This is a genomic window from Planctomycetota bacterium (assembly GCA_038746835.1).
Classification (GTDB): domain Bacteria; phylum Planctomycetota; class Phycisphaerae; order Tepidisphaerales; family Tepidisphaeraceae; genus JBCDKH01.
Window position 1 is genome coordinate 1 of the sequence record JBCDKH010000009.1, and the last position, 13,763, is coordinate 13,763.

At 64.5% G+C, this 13,763-nt stretch carries 15 protein-coding genes; 11 read left to right on the forward strand and 4 right to left on the reverse strand.

Annotated features, from left to right (window positions below):
* Nucleotides 1-1,165, forward strand: a 1,165-nt coding sequence (locus tag AAGI46_02080) for a hypothetical protein (GenBank protein ID MEM1010991.1), incomplete at its 5' end; no start/stop codon positions are given.
* A gap of 6 nt (nt 1,166-1,171) precedes the next feature.
* Here the strand turns inward: AAGI46_02080 and AAGI46_02085 are convergent.
* Entirely contained in the window at nt 1,172-1,573 is a 402-nt protein-coding gene (locus AAGI46_02085) for a globin (GenBank protein ID MEM1010992.1), read from the reverse strand.
* Between the two features lie 8 nt (nt 1,574-1,581).
* A complete protein-coding gene (locus AAGI46_02090) occupies nt 1,582-1,884 on the reverse strand; it encodes a hypothetical protein (GenBank protein ID MEM1010993.1) in 303 nt (100 codons plus the stop codon).
* Between the two features lie 109 nt (nt 1,885-1,993).
* Here AAGI46_02090 and AAGI46_02095 point away from each other — a divergent pair, with 109 nt between their 5' ends.
* Together AAGI46_02095 and AAGI46_02100 are read left to right on the forward strand one after the other, a co-directional pair.
* Nucleotides 1,994-3,286 (forward strand): FAD-binding domain-containing protein, encoded by a 1,293-nt coding sequence (locus AAGI46_02095; protein ID MEM1010994.1) that lies wholly within the window; start codon nt 1,994-1,996, stop codon nt 3,284-3,286.
* 16 nt (nt 3,287-3,302) lie between these two features.
* Nucleotides 3,303-4,661, forward strand: a complete 1,359-nt coding sequence (locus AAGI46_02100; protein ID MEM1010995.1) for a GAF domain-containing SpoIIE family protein phosphatase — start codon at nt 3,303-3,305, stop codon at nt 4,659-4,661.
* A gap of 2 nt (nt 4,662-4,663) precedes the next feature.
* Here the strand turns inward: AAGI46_02100 and AAGI46_02105 are convergent, their stop codons facing one another.
* A complete protein-coding gene (locus AAGI46_02105; GenBank protein ID MEM1010996.1) occupies nt 4,664-4,951 on the reverse strand; it encodes a transcriptional regulator in 288 nt (95 codons plus the stop codon).
* Between the two features lie 154 nt (nt 4,952-5,105).
* On the opposite strand from AAGI46_02105, the gene AAGI46_02110 reads away from it, so the two are divergent.
* From AAGI46_02110 to AAGI46_02145, 8 genes are all read left to right on the forward strand, one after another.
* Nucleotides 5,106-5,495: a hypothetical protein gene (locus AAGI46_02110; protein ID MEM1010997.1), complete on the forward strand. Its 390-nt coding sequence runs from the start codon at nt 5,106-5,108 to the stop codon at nt 5,493-5,495.
* A 130-nt stretch (nt 5,496-5,625) separates the two neighbouring features.
* Complete coding sequence (cdaA, locus tag AAGI46_02115; protein MEM1010998.1) at nt 5,626-6,690, forward strand: diadenylate cyclase CdaA; 1,065 nt, start codon at nt 5,626-5,628, stop codon at nt 6,688-6,690.
* 59 nt (nt 6,691-6,749) lie between these two features.
* Nucleotides 6,750-7,814, forward strand: a complete 1,065-nt coding sequence (locus AAGI46_02120; GenBank protein MEM1010999.1) for a hypothetical protein — start codon at nt 6,750-6,752, stop codon at nt 7,812-7,814.
* Nucleotides 7,815-7,832: 18 nt separating this feature from the next.
* Nucleotides 7,833-8,552, forward strand: a complete 720-nt coding sequence (locus tag AAGI46_02125) for a PEP-CTERM sorting domain-containing protein (GenBank protein MEM1011000.1) — start codon at nt 7,833-7,835, stop codon at nt 8,550-8,552.
* Between the two features lie 8 nt (nt 8,553-8,560).
* On the forward strand, nt 8,561-9,802 hold the full coding sequence (gene ftsY / locus AAGI46_02130) for a signal recognition particle-docking protein FtsY (protein MEM1011001.1): 1,242 nt from the start codon (nt 8,561-8,563) through the stop codon (nt 9,800-9,802).
* Between the two features lie 1,068 nt (nt 9,803-10,870).
* Nucleotides 10,871-11,653 carry an HAD-IIB family hydrolase gene (locus AAGI46_02135; protein ID MEM1011002.1) on the forward strand — a complete coding sequence of 261 codons (783 nt, stop codon included), beginning with the start codon at nt 10,871-10,873 and terminating at the stop codon, nt 11,651-11,653.
* Nucleotides 11,654-11,680: 27 nt separating this feature from the next.
* Nucleotides 11,681-12,553, forward strand: a complete 873-nt coding sequence (locus AAGI46_02140) for an amidohydrolase family protein (protein ID MEM1011003.1) — start codon at nt 11,681-11,683, stop codon at nt 12,551-12,553.
* Entirely contained in the window at nt 12,550-12,972 is a 423-nt protein-coding gene (locus AAGI46_02145; GenBank protein ID MEM1011004.1) for a GNAT family N-acetyltransferase, read from the forward strand. Before AAGI46_02140 ends, AAGI46_02145 begins: the two co-directional genes overlap by 4 nt.
* Here AAGI46_02145 and AAGI46_02150 read toward each other — a convergent pair whose 3' ends face one another.
* Complete coding sequence (locus tag AAGI46_02150; protein MEM1011005.1) at nt 12,973-13,707, reverse strand: hypothetical protein; 735 nt, start codon at nt 13,705-13,707, stop codon at nt 12,973-12,975.
* Between the last annotated feature and the right edge of the window lie 56 nt (nt 13,708-13,763).

Consider the following 13,763-nt stretch of genomic DNA (forward strand, 5'->3'; position numbering starts at 1 on the left):
CATCGATCCGGGTGCCGGCGACACCGGTATCATCGCCAGCAATCCTGTCTCGATCGACGCGGTCATCGCCGACGAGTTGGACGTCTTGGGAACAGAGGACGCTGCCTCGATTGGCACCTTCGTCGCCGTCCAGCCCAACGGGACGGCCATCACACGAAAGAACTGGGCCCGCAAGGCACTTGACTACGTCGCCGCGTTCCACGCTCCTGGCAGCGACACCTTCCCCCACGCCGACCTCCGTTACAGGGCCGACGACCCGACGCTCAACGCCCGAGCTCTTCCCGCTGCCGACTTCACGGCGGCGAGCGTGCCGGTGGAGATCTTCGGCCTGGACAGCGATCTATTCCTGACCCCTCCTGAGTCGATTGGTAGCGAGCTGCGCTCGGATGAAGCATATGCCGAGGCACTCTCAGGGATTCCGGGCCGGATCAACGTGAACACCGCGCCGCTCGGCGTACTGAAGCTGCTGCCGAGTGAGGTCGTCGCAACAACAGGATTGACCGCAGCAGGGACGCTCGCCACGAATGCCGAGTTCCTCTTCGACCCGCTCGCGGCCGATGGCGATGGGCTCTTCGATTACCTCAATGGCCCGTACGACTATGTAGCAAGTCGCGACGGAGCACGATTGCCGTTCTTCGGAGCAGCGGGCGAGGCCATCAACGATTCGTACGACCTGCTTTCCGTCCTGCCGGCGGTATCTGCCACGGCAGACGACGAGAAGCCGTTCGTAGCCGACGTGACCGGGCGGATCGACGGCGCGGCGGTCGACGCTGGCGTGTTCACTGACGAGACGCAGTTCTTCGACTACGACGGCTCGCTCGATATCAACGCGACGGTCGACACCACCGAGGCCGCACTGGGCGACGTGATCCGTCTGAGCAATCTCACCTCTCGTCAGAGCGATTCGTACACCGTCTACATCGTTCTCCAAGCTTGGGAGAACGTCGACGCGCCCGCGGGCCGCCTGCCTCGCCTGGTGCGTCAACAGCGGAAGGCATTCATCGTCGATCGGAGCGGCGTCAGGCCGTTCTATGAGGATGCTGCAGGCAACGCACAGTCCTGGAGTGATGTCGCTGGTGAACTGAGTGGTGGCACCATCACTGTCGATCAGTTTTACAGCCGGTTGACGCAGGATCTTGAGACGACGAACGTACCGGTTCGCTGAGCAGGCTCAGCGGTTCACCATAAACAACGCCACCTGCTTGAAGAACGGCATCGTCGCCGTAGCAAAGTCAGCAGGAACGTCGCCAGCGTCGGCGGCTTTGGTGATGGCGGAGCGCATCAGTTTCAGCCAGCGACCCGCTGCCGCGTCGTCGATGGGGAAGGGCATGTGCCGCATTCGCAACCGTGGGTGGCCGCGTTCCTGGGAGTAGGTCGACGGGCCGCCGAAGCGTTGGATGAGGAAGAGCTTCAGGCGTCGTTCGGCACCGTCCCAGTCGTTGTCCGGGTACATGGGCGACAGGATGTCGTCTTGGCGGACGCGTTCGTAGAACCGCCGGACGACCGAGGCGATCCCGTCTTCGCCGACGGCGTCGTAGAGCTTGAGAATCGGATCAACCGGCAGCTCGGCCACTCCAAAGACTAGTGACGATCGCGACGCCGGCGGCGGCGGTCTTCGAGGACGAACGGCTGCGGGTTGACGTAGCTCCAGAGGGCGATGATCGACGTCACGCCGGCCATGGCGACGGGCAGAATGCCCTTCGGGTCTGCCTTTCGGACGTTGTCGCCGCAACATGCCCGTGCCAGTCCGTAGCCGACGGCAACCGCTGCGATGGCGGCGGCGCCGGGAGCCAGCACCTTCTTGGCGAACTCGATTTCCTGCTCGTCGGCCTCGTTTTCCTTGAATTTGCCCAGGAGTTCTCGTGCGTCACGGAGCGTCTGCATGCCGGCTAATTCTACGAACGCCATGCCATGGTCGCCGTGGTTGCGTCAATTCGTGTGAAGGCTGAGGGTTCGCACGGTGCTTCGGCAACGCAGTTGCAGGTCAGACGGCGTGGAAAAAGCAATTCAGATCGACACGTCGTCGCGCGAAAGAATCCAAAGCCGGCTGTCAAAGCTGTTTCCCGCAGCGGCCGAGCGCGATGACCGGCTCTCACCGCACCTCGGCGGCCTCGCAGAGGCGAAGGGTCGGCTGGATGCCGTCCGGCCGGAGCAATACGCCAAGACGCGGAACCACCTCGTCGGAGCGGTCACGCAGCTTTCGCCGTACATCCGACATCGCGTGATGAGCCCGTCGCAGGTGCGGGACGCGGCACTCATGAGAGTCTCGCACCCTCGACAGGCCGGCAAGCTCGTGCAGGAGCTGGCTTGGCACGACTTCTTTCAGCGCGTCTACGCGGCCGTCGGGGAAGAGGGCGTCTGGGATGATCTTGAGCCATGGAAGACCGGTCACGGACCGAGCGACTATGCCGACGAACTGCCTGCCGAGATCGAGGCGGGTGAGACGGGCGTCGATTGGGTCGATCACTTCGCCCGGCAGTTGTCCAAAGAGGGTTGGCTGCACAATCACGCTCGGATGTGGCTTGCCAGCTACGTCGTTCACGTCCGACGCGTCCGTTGGCAGGAGGGTGCTAGGTGGTTTCTTCGGCACCTGGTCGACGGCGATCCGGCGAGCAACAACCTCAGCTGGCAGTGGGTCGCGTCGACGTTTTCGTCCAAGCCCTACTTCATGAATCGCGGCAACGTGGTAAAGAACGCCGGCGACCTGTTCCCACCGCATGCGAAGAACGACCCAACCGACAAGCCATACGAACTGCTCGCGGCCGATCTGTTTCGCGACGGACCCGAAGCGACACAGGACGTGGGTGAGGGTCTCGGCATCGACTTGAAGCGTGTCGCCGCCGAGAGTTCAGGAGGATCGCGACGACAAGATGGCTCGGTGACTTGGGTCCACGAAGACATGCTGCGTCCTGACCATCCCGCGGTCGACGGTACCGATGCCGCAGTCTTCGTGTTCGATGACGAGGCGATCGACGATGTCGGCATGACGCTCAAGCCGCTGGGCTTCGTTGTCGAGTGCCTTGCCGATTTGCAGAACGTCACGCTGCTTCGATCTAATGACTTTGGCGGGTCCGTCGCCGCGGCGGTGCGATCGTTCGCCGAGGGCCGGCCAGTTGTAACGGGGCAAACGCCCTCGGGCCGACGTCGGGCGATCGGGCGTGAGTTGGACGCGACAACGATTGAGGACGAATCGTTCGTCGAGCTGGAGGGTCGGGTCGATCTCAAGCGGTTCAGCCGCTACTGGCGATCGGCGGGGAAAGCCTTGCATGCGGCCGGGCACGCGTAGCGATACAGTCTGTGTGATGGATGACGCCGGCGACGAGTCGAACGAACCGCGGCAGCGCTCGTGGCTCTTTACCGGTCCTTTCGATAAGCGGCTGGCGTTTTTCACTGACACCATGCGGGCCATCAGCCGGCATCGCGACCCGCAGGAGCTGGTCGCCGACTACTACCGGCGCATGTACGAGGCGTTTCCGACCGACGGCTATCTCGCGGTGAGCCGGCGCGATCTGTCTTCGCCGAAGTACAAGATCACCCGCAGCAGCACTTGGGGCATCGACTTCAATCCGTGGCTCGACGGCGATACCAAGCCGCTCTTCGATCGTGGGCTTCTCGGCAAGCTGATCTACGAAGGGCAACCCGCAATTTTCGACGATCTTCGCGGGGCGTACGAGCCCGATGATCCGGCGGCGGAGTACCTCGACGGCATGCGGTCGATGACGGCCGTCCCGATGTTCGATGACGGTGAGTCGCTGAACATGGTCGTCTTCTTGCTGAAGGAGCCCAACGGCTTCGATCGCGATCGACTGCCGGATCAGGTCTGGGTGCACAACCTCTTCGGCCGGGCGACGAACACACTGGTTCTTCGGAAGCAGATCGCCAAGACGAATCATCAGCTTCGCGACGCCAACGAGGCGGTTGGTAAGATTCAGAAGACGCTGCTGCCAGAGCGATTGCCCGAGATCACGGGCGTTCGGCTCGGAACGTTTTACGACTCGAGCGAGCAGGCGGGGGGTGACTACTACGACTTTTTCGAGATTCCTGGTGGAAAGCTGGGCATCTTCATGGGTGACGTCAGCGGCCACGGGACGCCGGCGGCGGTGCTGATGGCCGTTGTGCACGCGATCGCCCATGCAATCGAAAACCCGCCGCACCCCGATCCGCCCGGTCGGCTGCTGGCCCACCTGAACCACCACCTCTGCGAGCGGTACACGCGTCGCGGCGGGACTTTCGTCACCGCGTGGTACGGCATCCTCGATCCAAAGACGCGCAAGCTCACGTTCGCCAACGCCGGCCACCCGCCGCCACGGTTGAAGCACGACAACACGCGCGACGACGACAAGGCCGGCAAGACCGGGCCGCTGGTGGCGGGGCGGGCCCGGAGTCTGCCGCTGGGTATCGATCCGCACGAGACGTTCCCCGAGGGCGAGGTTCAGCTAGAGTCGGGCGACGTGCTCGTCGCGTATACAGACGGCATCACTGAAGCCCGCGAGCATGGCGGCCGCGGAATGTGGGGCATCGAGGGTTTGGATGCCTCGCTGTCAAACTGTCGTTGCGGGCCGAAGACGCTGATCGATGACCTGATCCAGAAGCTGACCGATTACACGGGCGGCAGCGCGCCGGAGGACGACCGCACGATCGTCACGGCCAAGCTCGACTGACCTCAGTCGACGCCGTCCGCCTCTTCGAGCAGCTTTCGGAGGTACGCGTTTTCGCGCTTGGTCGCCTCGACGTCGAAGGCGAGGTATTTGACGCCAAGACGCAGGAAGTCGAGCGTCTCCTGCAGTTTGGCGATCGTGCCGACCAGGCGCTCGTGGCGAACCTTGGCCTCGTCGGCGGCGTGGCGCAGGCGGTTGCGTTCTGCGGCCGGGAGCGTGTCGATCTCCTGGAGCAAGCGATCGAGCGTGCGCGCGTAGTCGGACGTGCTGGCGGCCGGAGTGCGGTCGGTCATGCGTTTGGCACTTCAATGGCGGTGCCGCGGTCGTGCCGCGTGCCAGATCGGCTCGCGTCGGGGCGTTGTCAAGGTCAGGTGTGCCGGATGTTGCCACTTGGCAACAGGGCGAAGTGAGTCTGATGCAACGGAGAGACGCCGGTAAGATTCACTCGTGAGCGAAGAACCCGATCTTCAACGCCCCAAACGTCCCGCGCGCCCGGCCGCGCCCGCTGGGGCGAAGCGGCCGTCGCGTCCGACGGGCAACGACTCGCCTCGTCCGGCGAAAAATCGACCAGCCAAGCCCAAGCCGGGCGTCGAGGCGGCTCGGACGACGATTCCGACGTGTCTCGTCCTAGCGGTGTTTCTGCCGTTGTTTGCGCTGATTCGACTCGCAGCACCCTCCGACTCCGGCTGGGCGACCGGTCCGGCGTCGCTGAGCTGGCTAATGCTGCTTGTCGGATTGATTGCGGCGGCAGGAGCATTCCTGCTGATGCGGTTCGTGCAACGACAGACCGCGCCGGCACCGGCCCGCGCCCGCCGTGGGCGTTCGGCGTCCTCTTGACGTCAGAGACGGCTGAATTCAACCGGACAGGGTTGTCGCAGGGGCGTTCCGCCCACCGACAAGAGGTTCTGCGGTCGCTACGCTCAACGAGACCGGCACGCCGGGGGCGTGGTCGGACCATTCACGCGTCATGCTGCCGAACGTCACCAACTTCCTGCAGGCCTTTCGCGGCGTGCCGGCGTGGTTGATCGTGCTGGAACTGGTGATCATCGGGGCGGTCGTCTTCAGTGTAATTCGGTTCCTGCAAGGGACGCGCGGCGTTCGCGTGCTCAAGGGCATCGTCGTCCTGTTGATCACGTTTTACCTCGCCGTCCGCATCCTCGGCGGCGTGTTCGACACGGCCCGACTGGGCATTCTGTTCCAGCAGTTCCTCTTCTACGCCAGCTTTGCGGCCATCGTTGTGTTCCAGCCAGAGCTCCGCCGCGCGCTCATGCGGCTGGGCGAAACCCGACTGCTCCGAGCGGCCACCGGTGGGACCGACGAGATCGCATCGGTCGTGGATGCTTGCACGACGTTGTCCCGGCGTCGGATCGGGGCGTTGCTCGCGTTCGAGCGAGACGAAGGCCTCGCTGGATTTGCGGAGGATGCGACCCGCATCGACGCCGAAGTCTCGGCCCAGCTGCTGACGACGATCTTCTACCCCAACACCTCGCTCCACGACCTCGGCGTCGTGATCCGAGACGCGCGCATCGCCTACGCCGGCGTTCAGTTTCCGCTGGCCGAGAGTGGCGAGCTGACCGAACGCGAGCTTGGCAGTCGACACCGCGCGGCTGTTGGCCTGAGCATGAACGTCGACGCAGTCGTGGTGGTCGTTTCGGAGGAGACGGGCGACATCAGCGTCGCCGAGGGTGGCCGGCTTCATCGTCGACTGTCTCCGGAGCGGCTTTTGGAGATGCTGCACGAGTTGTTGAACCGCAGCGTGCCGCTGGCACAGTCGGATCGGCCTTCGACGATCACGGCGTCGGATCGCGAGACCTCGTCGGCTGCCACGCGGCTCGACAGCCTCAGCACGAAGCGGCCCACGTCGAACGCGATGAAACGTCCGGCCACACTTCCGCCGGCCAAGCCGCAAACACTCAATCTCAAGGCCCCGCGTCCGCACAAGCCGGCGACGCCCAGCGTCGCGCCGGCCGACATCCGCGAGACCAAGCCCGTCGGGAAGCCAGACGAGGCACCGCGTAAGAAAGCAGGCTGACGCCAGCCTGAGTCTCCTCACCAAATCGTCCTTCTCGCCGACCTCTAAACTCCCTCGTCATGGATCGCAGGACGCTCATCACGTTCGCCCAGACGCTTGCCTGGACGGTTCCGCTCACGCTGATCCTCTGGGTCTGGGCACAGGAGCAACAGATCGAGGAGCGCATCGTCTCCGGCATCACCGTCGAGTTCGGTGTCGACGAGCAGAACCTCTACGTCCGAAGGCCGAATCGCACCGGCGAGGACGCGGAACGGGTCGTCGCGTCGATGACACTCAGCGGCCCGCGTGCGACGCTTCAGGAGGTCGCCCGGCGACTTCGCGAGGACGAAGGCGGGCCGCGGCTCGACCTCGATCTGGAGCCCGCCGAGCGCGTCACGATCGATCTTCGCCGCGAGCTCGCGGATCTTCGTGTTTTTCGCGGCACGGGCGTGCGACTGACGGAGGTGGTGCCGTCGACGATGGACCTGACGGTCGATTCGATCACCGACGCTCCTCTGGAGCTCGTCCGCGCTGGCGAGCTCCCCGCCAGCGAAATCGTCGGCGGCGTGACCTTTGAGCCGTCAATCGTGCGACTTCAGGGCCCGTCGCTCGTCGTCACGGAGGCTGTGCGACTCGGCGTCGTCGCGAACGCGCCGTTGCCGGGGAGCAGCAAGTTCGGCCAGCAGACGATCGACATCCGGCCACGTTTGCCCGACATCATCCGGCAGCAGCTGTCCAGCCGATTCGGTCGCGATGCGGTCGACCGGTTGCGTCTTGTCCCGTCGCCGGTGCAAGCGACGTTTGAGCGTCGGAACCGCGAGATTGCGACGGGGGAACTGGATCTCGTCCCGATCTGGGTCGACAAGCCGGCTGCCATGGAAGGCCTGATGAAGGTCGAGATCGACCTTCCGAGTCCGATCGTCAACGGCGTTGCGATCCGCGGTCCGGCAGAGACGATCCGACGACTCACCGAAGGCGATCTACGCGAAACGGTCCGTGCCCGACTGCCGCTGACTAAGGACGACCGCAACAAGATGGGTCAACCAATCACGCGACAGCTCGTCTTCGATCTGCCAGAGGACGTCGAGCCCGTCAACGCAGCACCCGAGGTGGTCTTCACGCTCGTCCCAGAAGAGACGCGGTAGCGGCTGTACCATCGCCCAATGGGAGATCACAGAGCTTTCGGAGTCGTCCTCTTGTACTCGGTGCTCGCCACAACGCCGGTGTCGAGCTTCGCCAGCGTCGACTTCATTGCGGATGATGGCGACGCGAACACGAGCAGCGGGCCGAGCTTCGATGGCACCGACTATCTGTGGGGCAGTTACTTCACCGCAAGCGACCCGACCGCCATCGATGAGGTCAGCGTGGCCTTCGGCCGCGTCGATGCCGGGACGGCCGTCACGCTGTTGGTCTACGACGACCCCGATGGCGACTTCGATCCTCGGAATGCGACGCTCGTCGGCTCGCTTTCGGGCGTGAGTGGCTTCAGCAACGCGGAAAATCCGCTGCCAGACACGTTCACGAGCTACAGCTTTCCGATCGGTGGGGAGCCGGTCGTCTCCGGTGGCTTCTACGTGGCTGCGTTCATCAGCGGCGTCGATGGTGTCACCGCCGCTCCGACCCAGACGTTTGGCGAGGCACCGGCCCGTCGCGATTTCCAGACGGCGACCAACCAGGGCTTCAGCTTCTTCGGCCCTGAGGGTGAGAGCGATCTCACCGACCTGTCCAGCTTCCCCGTCTTTCAGCCGGTCGGCGATCCGACGATCTTCGGTTCGCTCGCGGGCAACATTCTCGTCCGGGCGCGCGGCACGGTGATTCCCGAGCCGACGAGTCTCGCGATGGTCTCAGTCGGCGGGCTCTTTCTGCTGCGTCGTCGTCGCTAAGCTGCCGCGTGGCCTTCTTCGCCAAGACGCTCGACCGCCTCAAGGGCGCGCTCAACAAGACCGCGGCTGTCCTGAATACGGACGTCCGCACGCTGTTCGTCCCGGGCCGGCAGATCGACCACGCCTTCCTGGACGAGCTCGAAGAGAAGCTCATCATCGCCGACACCGGCGTCAAGCGGGCCATGACGATCCGCGAGGCGGTTCAGGACCGCTGGCGTCTGGGCAAGATCAAGAACGCCGAGGAAGCCGCAGACATCGTCAAGTCGGAAATGCTCCAGGGTTGGAGCGACGCGGCCACGCGCGAAATCCGCTACGCGGAGTCCGGCCCGACGGTCATCATGGTCTGCGGCGTCAACGGTGCGGGCAAGACGACCAGCATCGCCAAGCTTGCATGGCTCCTGAAGGAGCAGGCCGGCAAACGCGTCATGCTGGCCGCCGGCGACACATTCCGCGCCGCCGCCGTCGAGCAGTTGACGCTTTGGGCGGAGCGACTGGGCATCGAGATCGTCAAGCAGCGCCAAGGCGTCGACCCGGCAGCCGTCGCCTACGACGCGTGCGAAGCAGCCGTGGCACGCGGTGTGGACGTTCTCATCGTCGACACCGCCGGCCGGCTCCACACGCAGCAAGGCCTCATGCGGGAGCTGGGCAAGATTCGCAGCGTCATCGCCAAGAAGATCGACGGCGCCCCGCATGAGACCATCCTCGTTCTCGACGCAACGACGGGCCAGAACGCGATCAGCCAGGCCAAGCACTTCAATCGCGAGGTCGACGTCACCGGCCTGTTCCTGAGCAAACTTGACGGCTCTGCGAAGGGCGGCGTGGTCGTGGCGATTCGCGACGAGCTGCAGCTGCCCGTCAAGTTCATCGGCCTGGGTGAGACCCCGCAAGACGTCGAGACCTTTGATCCGGATCGGTTCGTCGAAGCACTGTTCGAGCGCGCGGCCCGAGGTTCGTCCACGAACTCAGCAGTTTCTGATAACCTTGGCCTTCCCCTCGGGAGACCCAATGTCAGCACTTCGCCTCGCACTGCCGTTCCTTCTGCTTGCCCTCTTCGCATCGCCCGCGCTCGCCCAGGACAAGGCTTCGCCGGCCGACATCCGCAAGCTACGCAGCCACTCGATGGAGGCGAAGAATCAAGTCCAGCGGATGCAGTACTACATCCTGGAGTGGAAGGGCCTTGGCAGCCAGGTCGGCGACTCACGCGTCGCGACGTTCAACCAGACGGCGGAGAAGTTCGCGACCGCATATAAGGCAGGGGCAGAGCTGGCCTCGACGATGCCAGGGAGTGACCCGCAAGTCGCAGCGCTGGTCGACGAGCTCAACGCATCGCTGGCTGGGTACAACAAAGCCATCGCCGACGCGACGGCTTTACTCGAAGGGGCCAAGAAGGCCGTCGAAGATGTCGGCGGCATGGCAGCCATTCGCGAGGACATCGAACGCATCGACGCGATCGCGAATCAGTTCGGAGCGTTTGAGGCCATCCTCCAGCAAAGGCCGGCTGACGCCGCGGCGCTGCTCGGCGAGCATGCTCCGGCGTTGAAGGAGATCGAGGCATTCGAGAGCAAATACGCCGAGTTTTTCAAGCAGAACAACGCTGACACGGCACAGATCCGTCGTGAGCTGCAGTCGGCCCGTGGCACGCTCGACGGCGTGACGCAGCTGAAGACGCAGTACCGCGAGTGGGTCATCGACCGCGCCTCCCGACAGATGGAAGAGGCTGCGATGATCATCGAACGCGGCGTGGCGGAGCGTCGCCCCGCGTTCTTCGGCGAGAACGGTGGCGTGACGCAACAGCTGAGGATGTCGGACGACCTGGTGAAGCTCGCCGTCGCGATCGATGCCGGTTCGGCGATGCCGCTGGTCGAGCAACTGGGTGCCCTGAAGGCCAAGGGCAAGCAGGCCGGCGACGCGCTCAAGGCCGAAATCATCGCCGCCAACCTGCTCCCTTCCGACGCCTACCGCGGATCGGATGCCGACGCCCTGAAGGCCGAGGCCAAGCGTCTTTGGCTCGAGCGAAATCCAGGCGACGAGGTCGTGCACGTCGCGATCCCGACGCCGCAGTGGAAGCGTGAGACGAAGTGGACTTGGTTCAACGACGCTTTCTACTTCACCGATCGCAGCGACCTCCAGGCCGCTGTCGTCTTCAAAGCCAAGAGCGAGACCGGCGAGCCGGAGCTGCACTGGTATCCGGTCGACATCACCAAAGATCACCAGAACGGCGACGCGTTGAAGTTTTCGCCGTGGGTCAAGGAGCCGCTCGACCAACTCACCGTCCACCGCCGACTGTTGCCGGACAAGCTGAAGCACTAGCGTCGTTCATGGCTGTGTCGAGCTATGGCGACATCCAACGCTTCGTACTCGTCAGCGATCTCGACGGGACGCTGATCGATCACGAGCACGTCGGCCCAGAGGCTGATCCGAAGTTGGCGGACTTCGCCCGGAGTCTGGAAGCGGCAGGCAAGCGGCTGACACTGTGGTTCAACTCGTCCCGGCCGATCGCGAGTCAGCGGGAGTCGCTGGAGCGGGTACCGGGTCTGCCGGTGCCGCGATATCAGATCGGGGCGATGGGGACGCAGGTGGCGGATGGGGCGACGGGCGAGTTGATCGCCGACTACGGCCGCGAGCAGTTCGGCGATTGGCCGCGGGAAGAGGTGGAGCGGACTTGCGTCGAGACCTTCGGGCTCGTCCCGCACGCAGCCGCGATGCAGACCGCGTTTAAGGCCAGCTTTGACCTGCCTGACCCGCAGATGGCGAAGGCCATCGAATCAGAACTGCGCGGGAAAGGTATCGACGCCAAGATCGTCGTTTCCAGCGGACGTGACCTCGACATCCTGCCGCCGGCCGCGGGTAAGGCGGCGGCGATTCGATGGCTCGTCAAGCACGAAAACCTCGCGCCGGAGTCGATCGTCGTCTCCGGCGACTCGGCCAATGACCTGGACATGTTCGACAAGCCGTTCCGCGGCATCGTCGTCGGCAATGGCCACGACGATTTGCGAAGCCAGGCACCGGCACGGGCGGGTGACTGCTACCTCGCCAAGGGACTTGTCGCCGCCGGCGTGTTGGAAGGACTTCGTCACTTGGGCGTGCTTCCCGACGCGTGAGGCAAACTCTCGCTACGGTCGACGCGCGTGATCGTCGACGTCCACACTCATGTCTGGCAGACGCCCGACCAGCTCGGCCAGGCCGATCTTGGCGATCCGACGGCCGACTCTGCACGGCAGGCGGCGGGTGGCAGGACGGTCTTCAGCCGCATCCCGCCTGGCGACCCGGAACTGCACTGGCAGGCCGGCAAGGCCGTCGATCGGATCATCGTGCTCGGTTTCCAAAGTCGGCTGCTCAAAGCCGATGTGCCCAACGACTTCATCAGCGACTACGTCCGCCGGCACCCGGACAAGCTGATCGGTTTTGCCGGCATCGACCCGACCAGCAAGCGAGCGATCGACGAGCTCCAGCGGTGCAAGGACGAGCTACGGCTCGCAGGTTTGCACATCAGCCCCGGGAATCAGGGCATTCACCCAACCGACTCCCGCGTGATGGCGGTCTACGAGGTCGCGCAGCGGCTCGGCATGCCGATCCTGTTTCACGGCGGAGGGCATCTGTCGGAGGCGGCGTGTCCGGAGTTTGCCAGGCCGATCCTCCTTGATGAGGTCGCGCGGGCGTTTCCTGATCTGCCGATGATCGTGTCGCAGGTCGGTCATCCGTGGGTGGGGGAGACTTGCGGACTGCTCGCGAGGCACCGCCGCGTGTATGCCGATATCGGCGGGCTCCTGCGAAGACCGTGGACGGCGTACAACACGCTGATTCAGGCGTTCGAGCACGGTGTCGTGGGCAAGTTGCTCTTCGGCAGCGACTTCCCCTACGGCCGGGCAGCCGAGACGATCGAGAAGCTGTTTTCCGTCAACTTCGTCGCCCAAGGCACCAATTTGCCAACCGTTCCGCGATCTGCCCTTCGCGGCATCATCGAACGCGACGCACTATCGCTCCTAGGACTATCGCCTTGACCCGCGACACGAAATCAGGCATCGATCTCGACCCGCCGCTGCCACGTTCGGCCAAAACGCTGCCGAGCGTCTTCGTCCAGACGCTGACGCTGCAGAACGGTGGGACGACCGTCGGCGAGCTGTCGTGGTCGCACCTGCCGGCTCATCTCGGCGTCTATCAGCTTCAACACGTCGAAGTCCGCAAGAAACACCGTCGCCAGGGCTACGGCTCCGAGCTGCTCGATTCGGCGATGGGTCAGATGCAACGACATGCGAAACTCGTCGGTATCCCGGTGCGTCGACTGATCGTGCTGATCAACCAGCCGGACACGATCCTGCGAGCCTGGCTCGGCCAGCAAGCTGGGTTCGTCCACGTGCACACGCTGGAGAACGTCGAAGAGGCAACGGATGTGATGGTGTTCCAGCGGACCTTCGACTGATCACGCGTCGTCGCCGCCGTCGCTTTCGCCGTGCAGGAACAGGGCACACGCGACAGAAGCCAGCAGGACGGCCGGGGCAATGACGGGATAGCTTCCGAGCGTCTCTTCGATTAACCCGCGCGACGGCGCGTAGCGCATCGCGAACGCACCGAGACCGGCTGCGACGAGCACGGTTGCCTCTGCCGCAAGGACAGCCGTCGGGCCGAGCTTGCGGAAGCTGAGCGGGATCATGCCGAGGAAGACGCCGCCGATGACACCGCCGGCGAGGACGTGGCCTTCGTCGAGTCCGACCATCCGCCAAGCCGCGCAGCCAGTGACAAAGCCGACAATGCCACCCGTCGTCGCGATGGCGGCCGTTTTGAACGACCAGCCGACGACGCCCGCGACCAGCGTGCCGATGACGAGGCCGGACATCCCACCCGCCGGTCCGCCCGCTGTCTGCGTGCCGACGACCCATCCGGCCCAGGCGCCCAGGGCTCCGATGTTGACGGCCGTCAGCCCACGCCAGCCCCGGCCGCAGAAAAGCCACCAGACGATCCCACACGCCAGCAGCACCGCGGCGATCGTCGCCTCGGTCTCCTGAACGAGCGTTAGAACGTCCTCCTGGTGACGCCAGGGGATTGAAATCTGCTCGATGAGCGTCTTAGGTTCTGTCGGCGCAGCACCGAGTTCACGCCACTCGTCGGGCGTTGCGACCGGAAAGTCCGGCGTCGCGGAGTTCGGCGGATCGGGCATCTCGACACTTGTTCATCGGCCTGCCAGGCACCTCGGAATAGCCCTGGGGCGATAAT

Coding starts and splice junctions, on each gene's coding strand:
- AAGI46_02090 (MEM1010993.1), bottom strand. CDS start 1,884: ATGCAGACGCTCCGTGACGCACGAGAACTCCTGGGCAAATTCAAGGAA.
- AAGI46_02100 (MEM1010995.1), top strand. CDS start 3,303: ATGGATGACGCCGGCGACGAGTCGAACGAACCGCGGCAGCGCTCGTGG.
- AAGI46_02105 (MEM1010996.1), bottom strand. CDS start 4,951: ATGACCGACCGCACTCCGGCCGCCAGCACGTCCGACTACGCGCGCACG.
- cdaA (MEM1010998.1), top strand. CDS start 5,626: ATGCTGCCGAACGTCACCAACTTCCTGCAGGCCTTTCGCGGCGTGCCG.
- AAGI46_02120 (MEM1010999.1), top strand. CDS start 6,750: ATGGATCGCAGGACGCTCATCACGTTCGCCCAGACGCTTGCCTGGACG.
- AAGI46_02125 (MEM1011000.1), top strand. CDS start 7,833: ATGGGAGATCACAGAGCTTTCGGAGTCGTCCTCTTGTACTCGGTGCTC.
- AAGI46_02135 (MEM1011002.1), top strand. CDS start 10,871: ATGGCTGTGTCGAGCTATGGCGACATCCAACGCTTCGTACTCGTCAGC.
- AAGI46_02150 (MEM1011005.1), bottom strand. CDS start 13,707: ATGCCCGATCCGCCGAACTCCGCGACGCCGGACTTTCCGGTCGCAACG.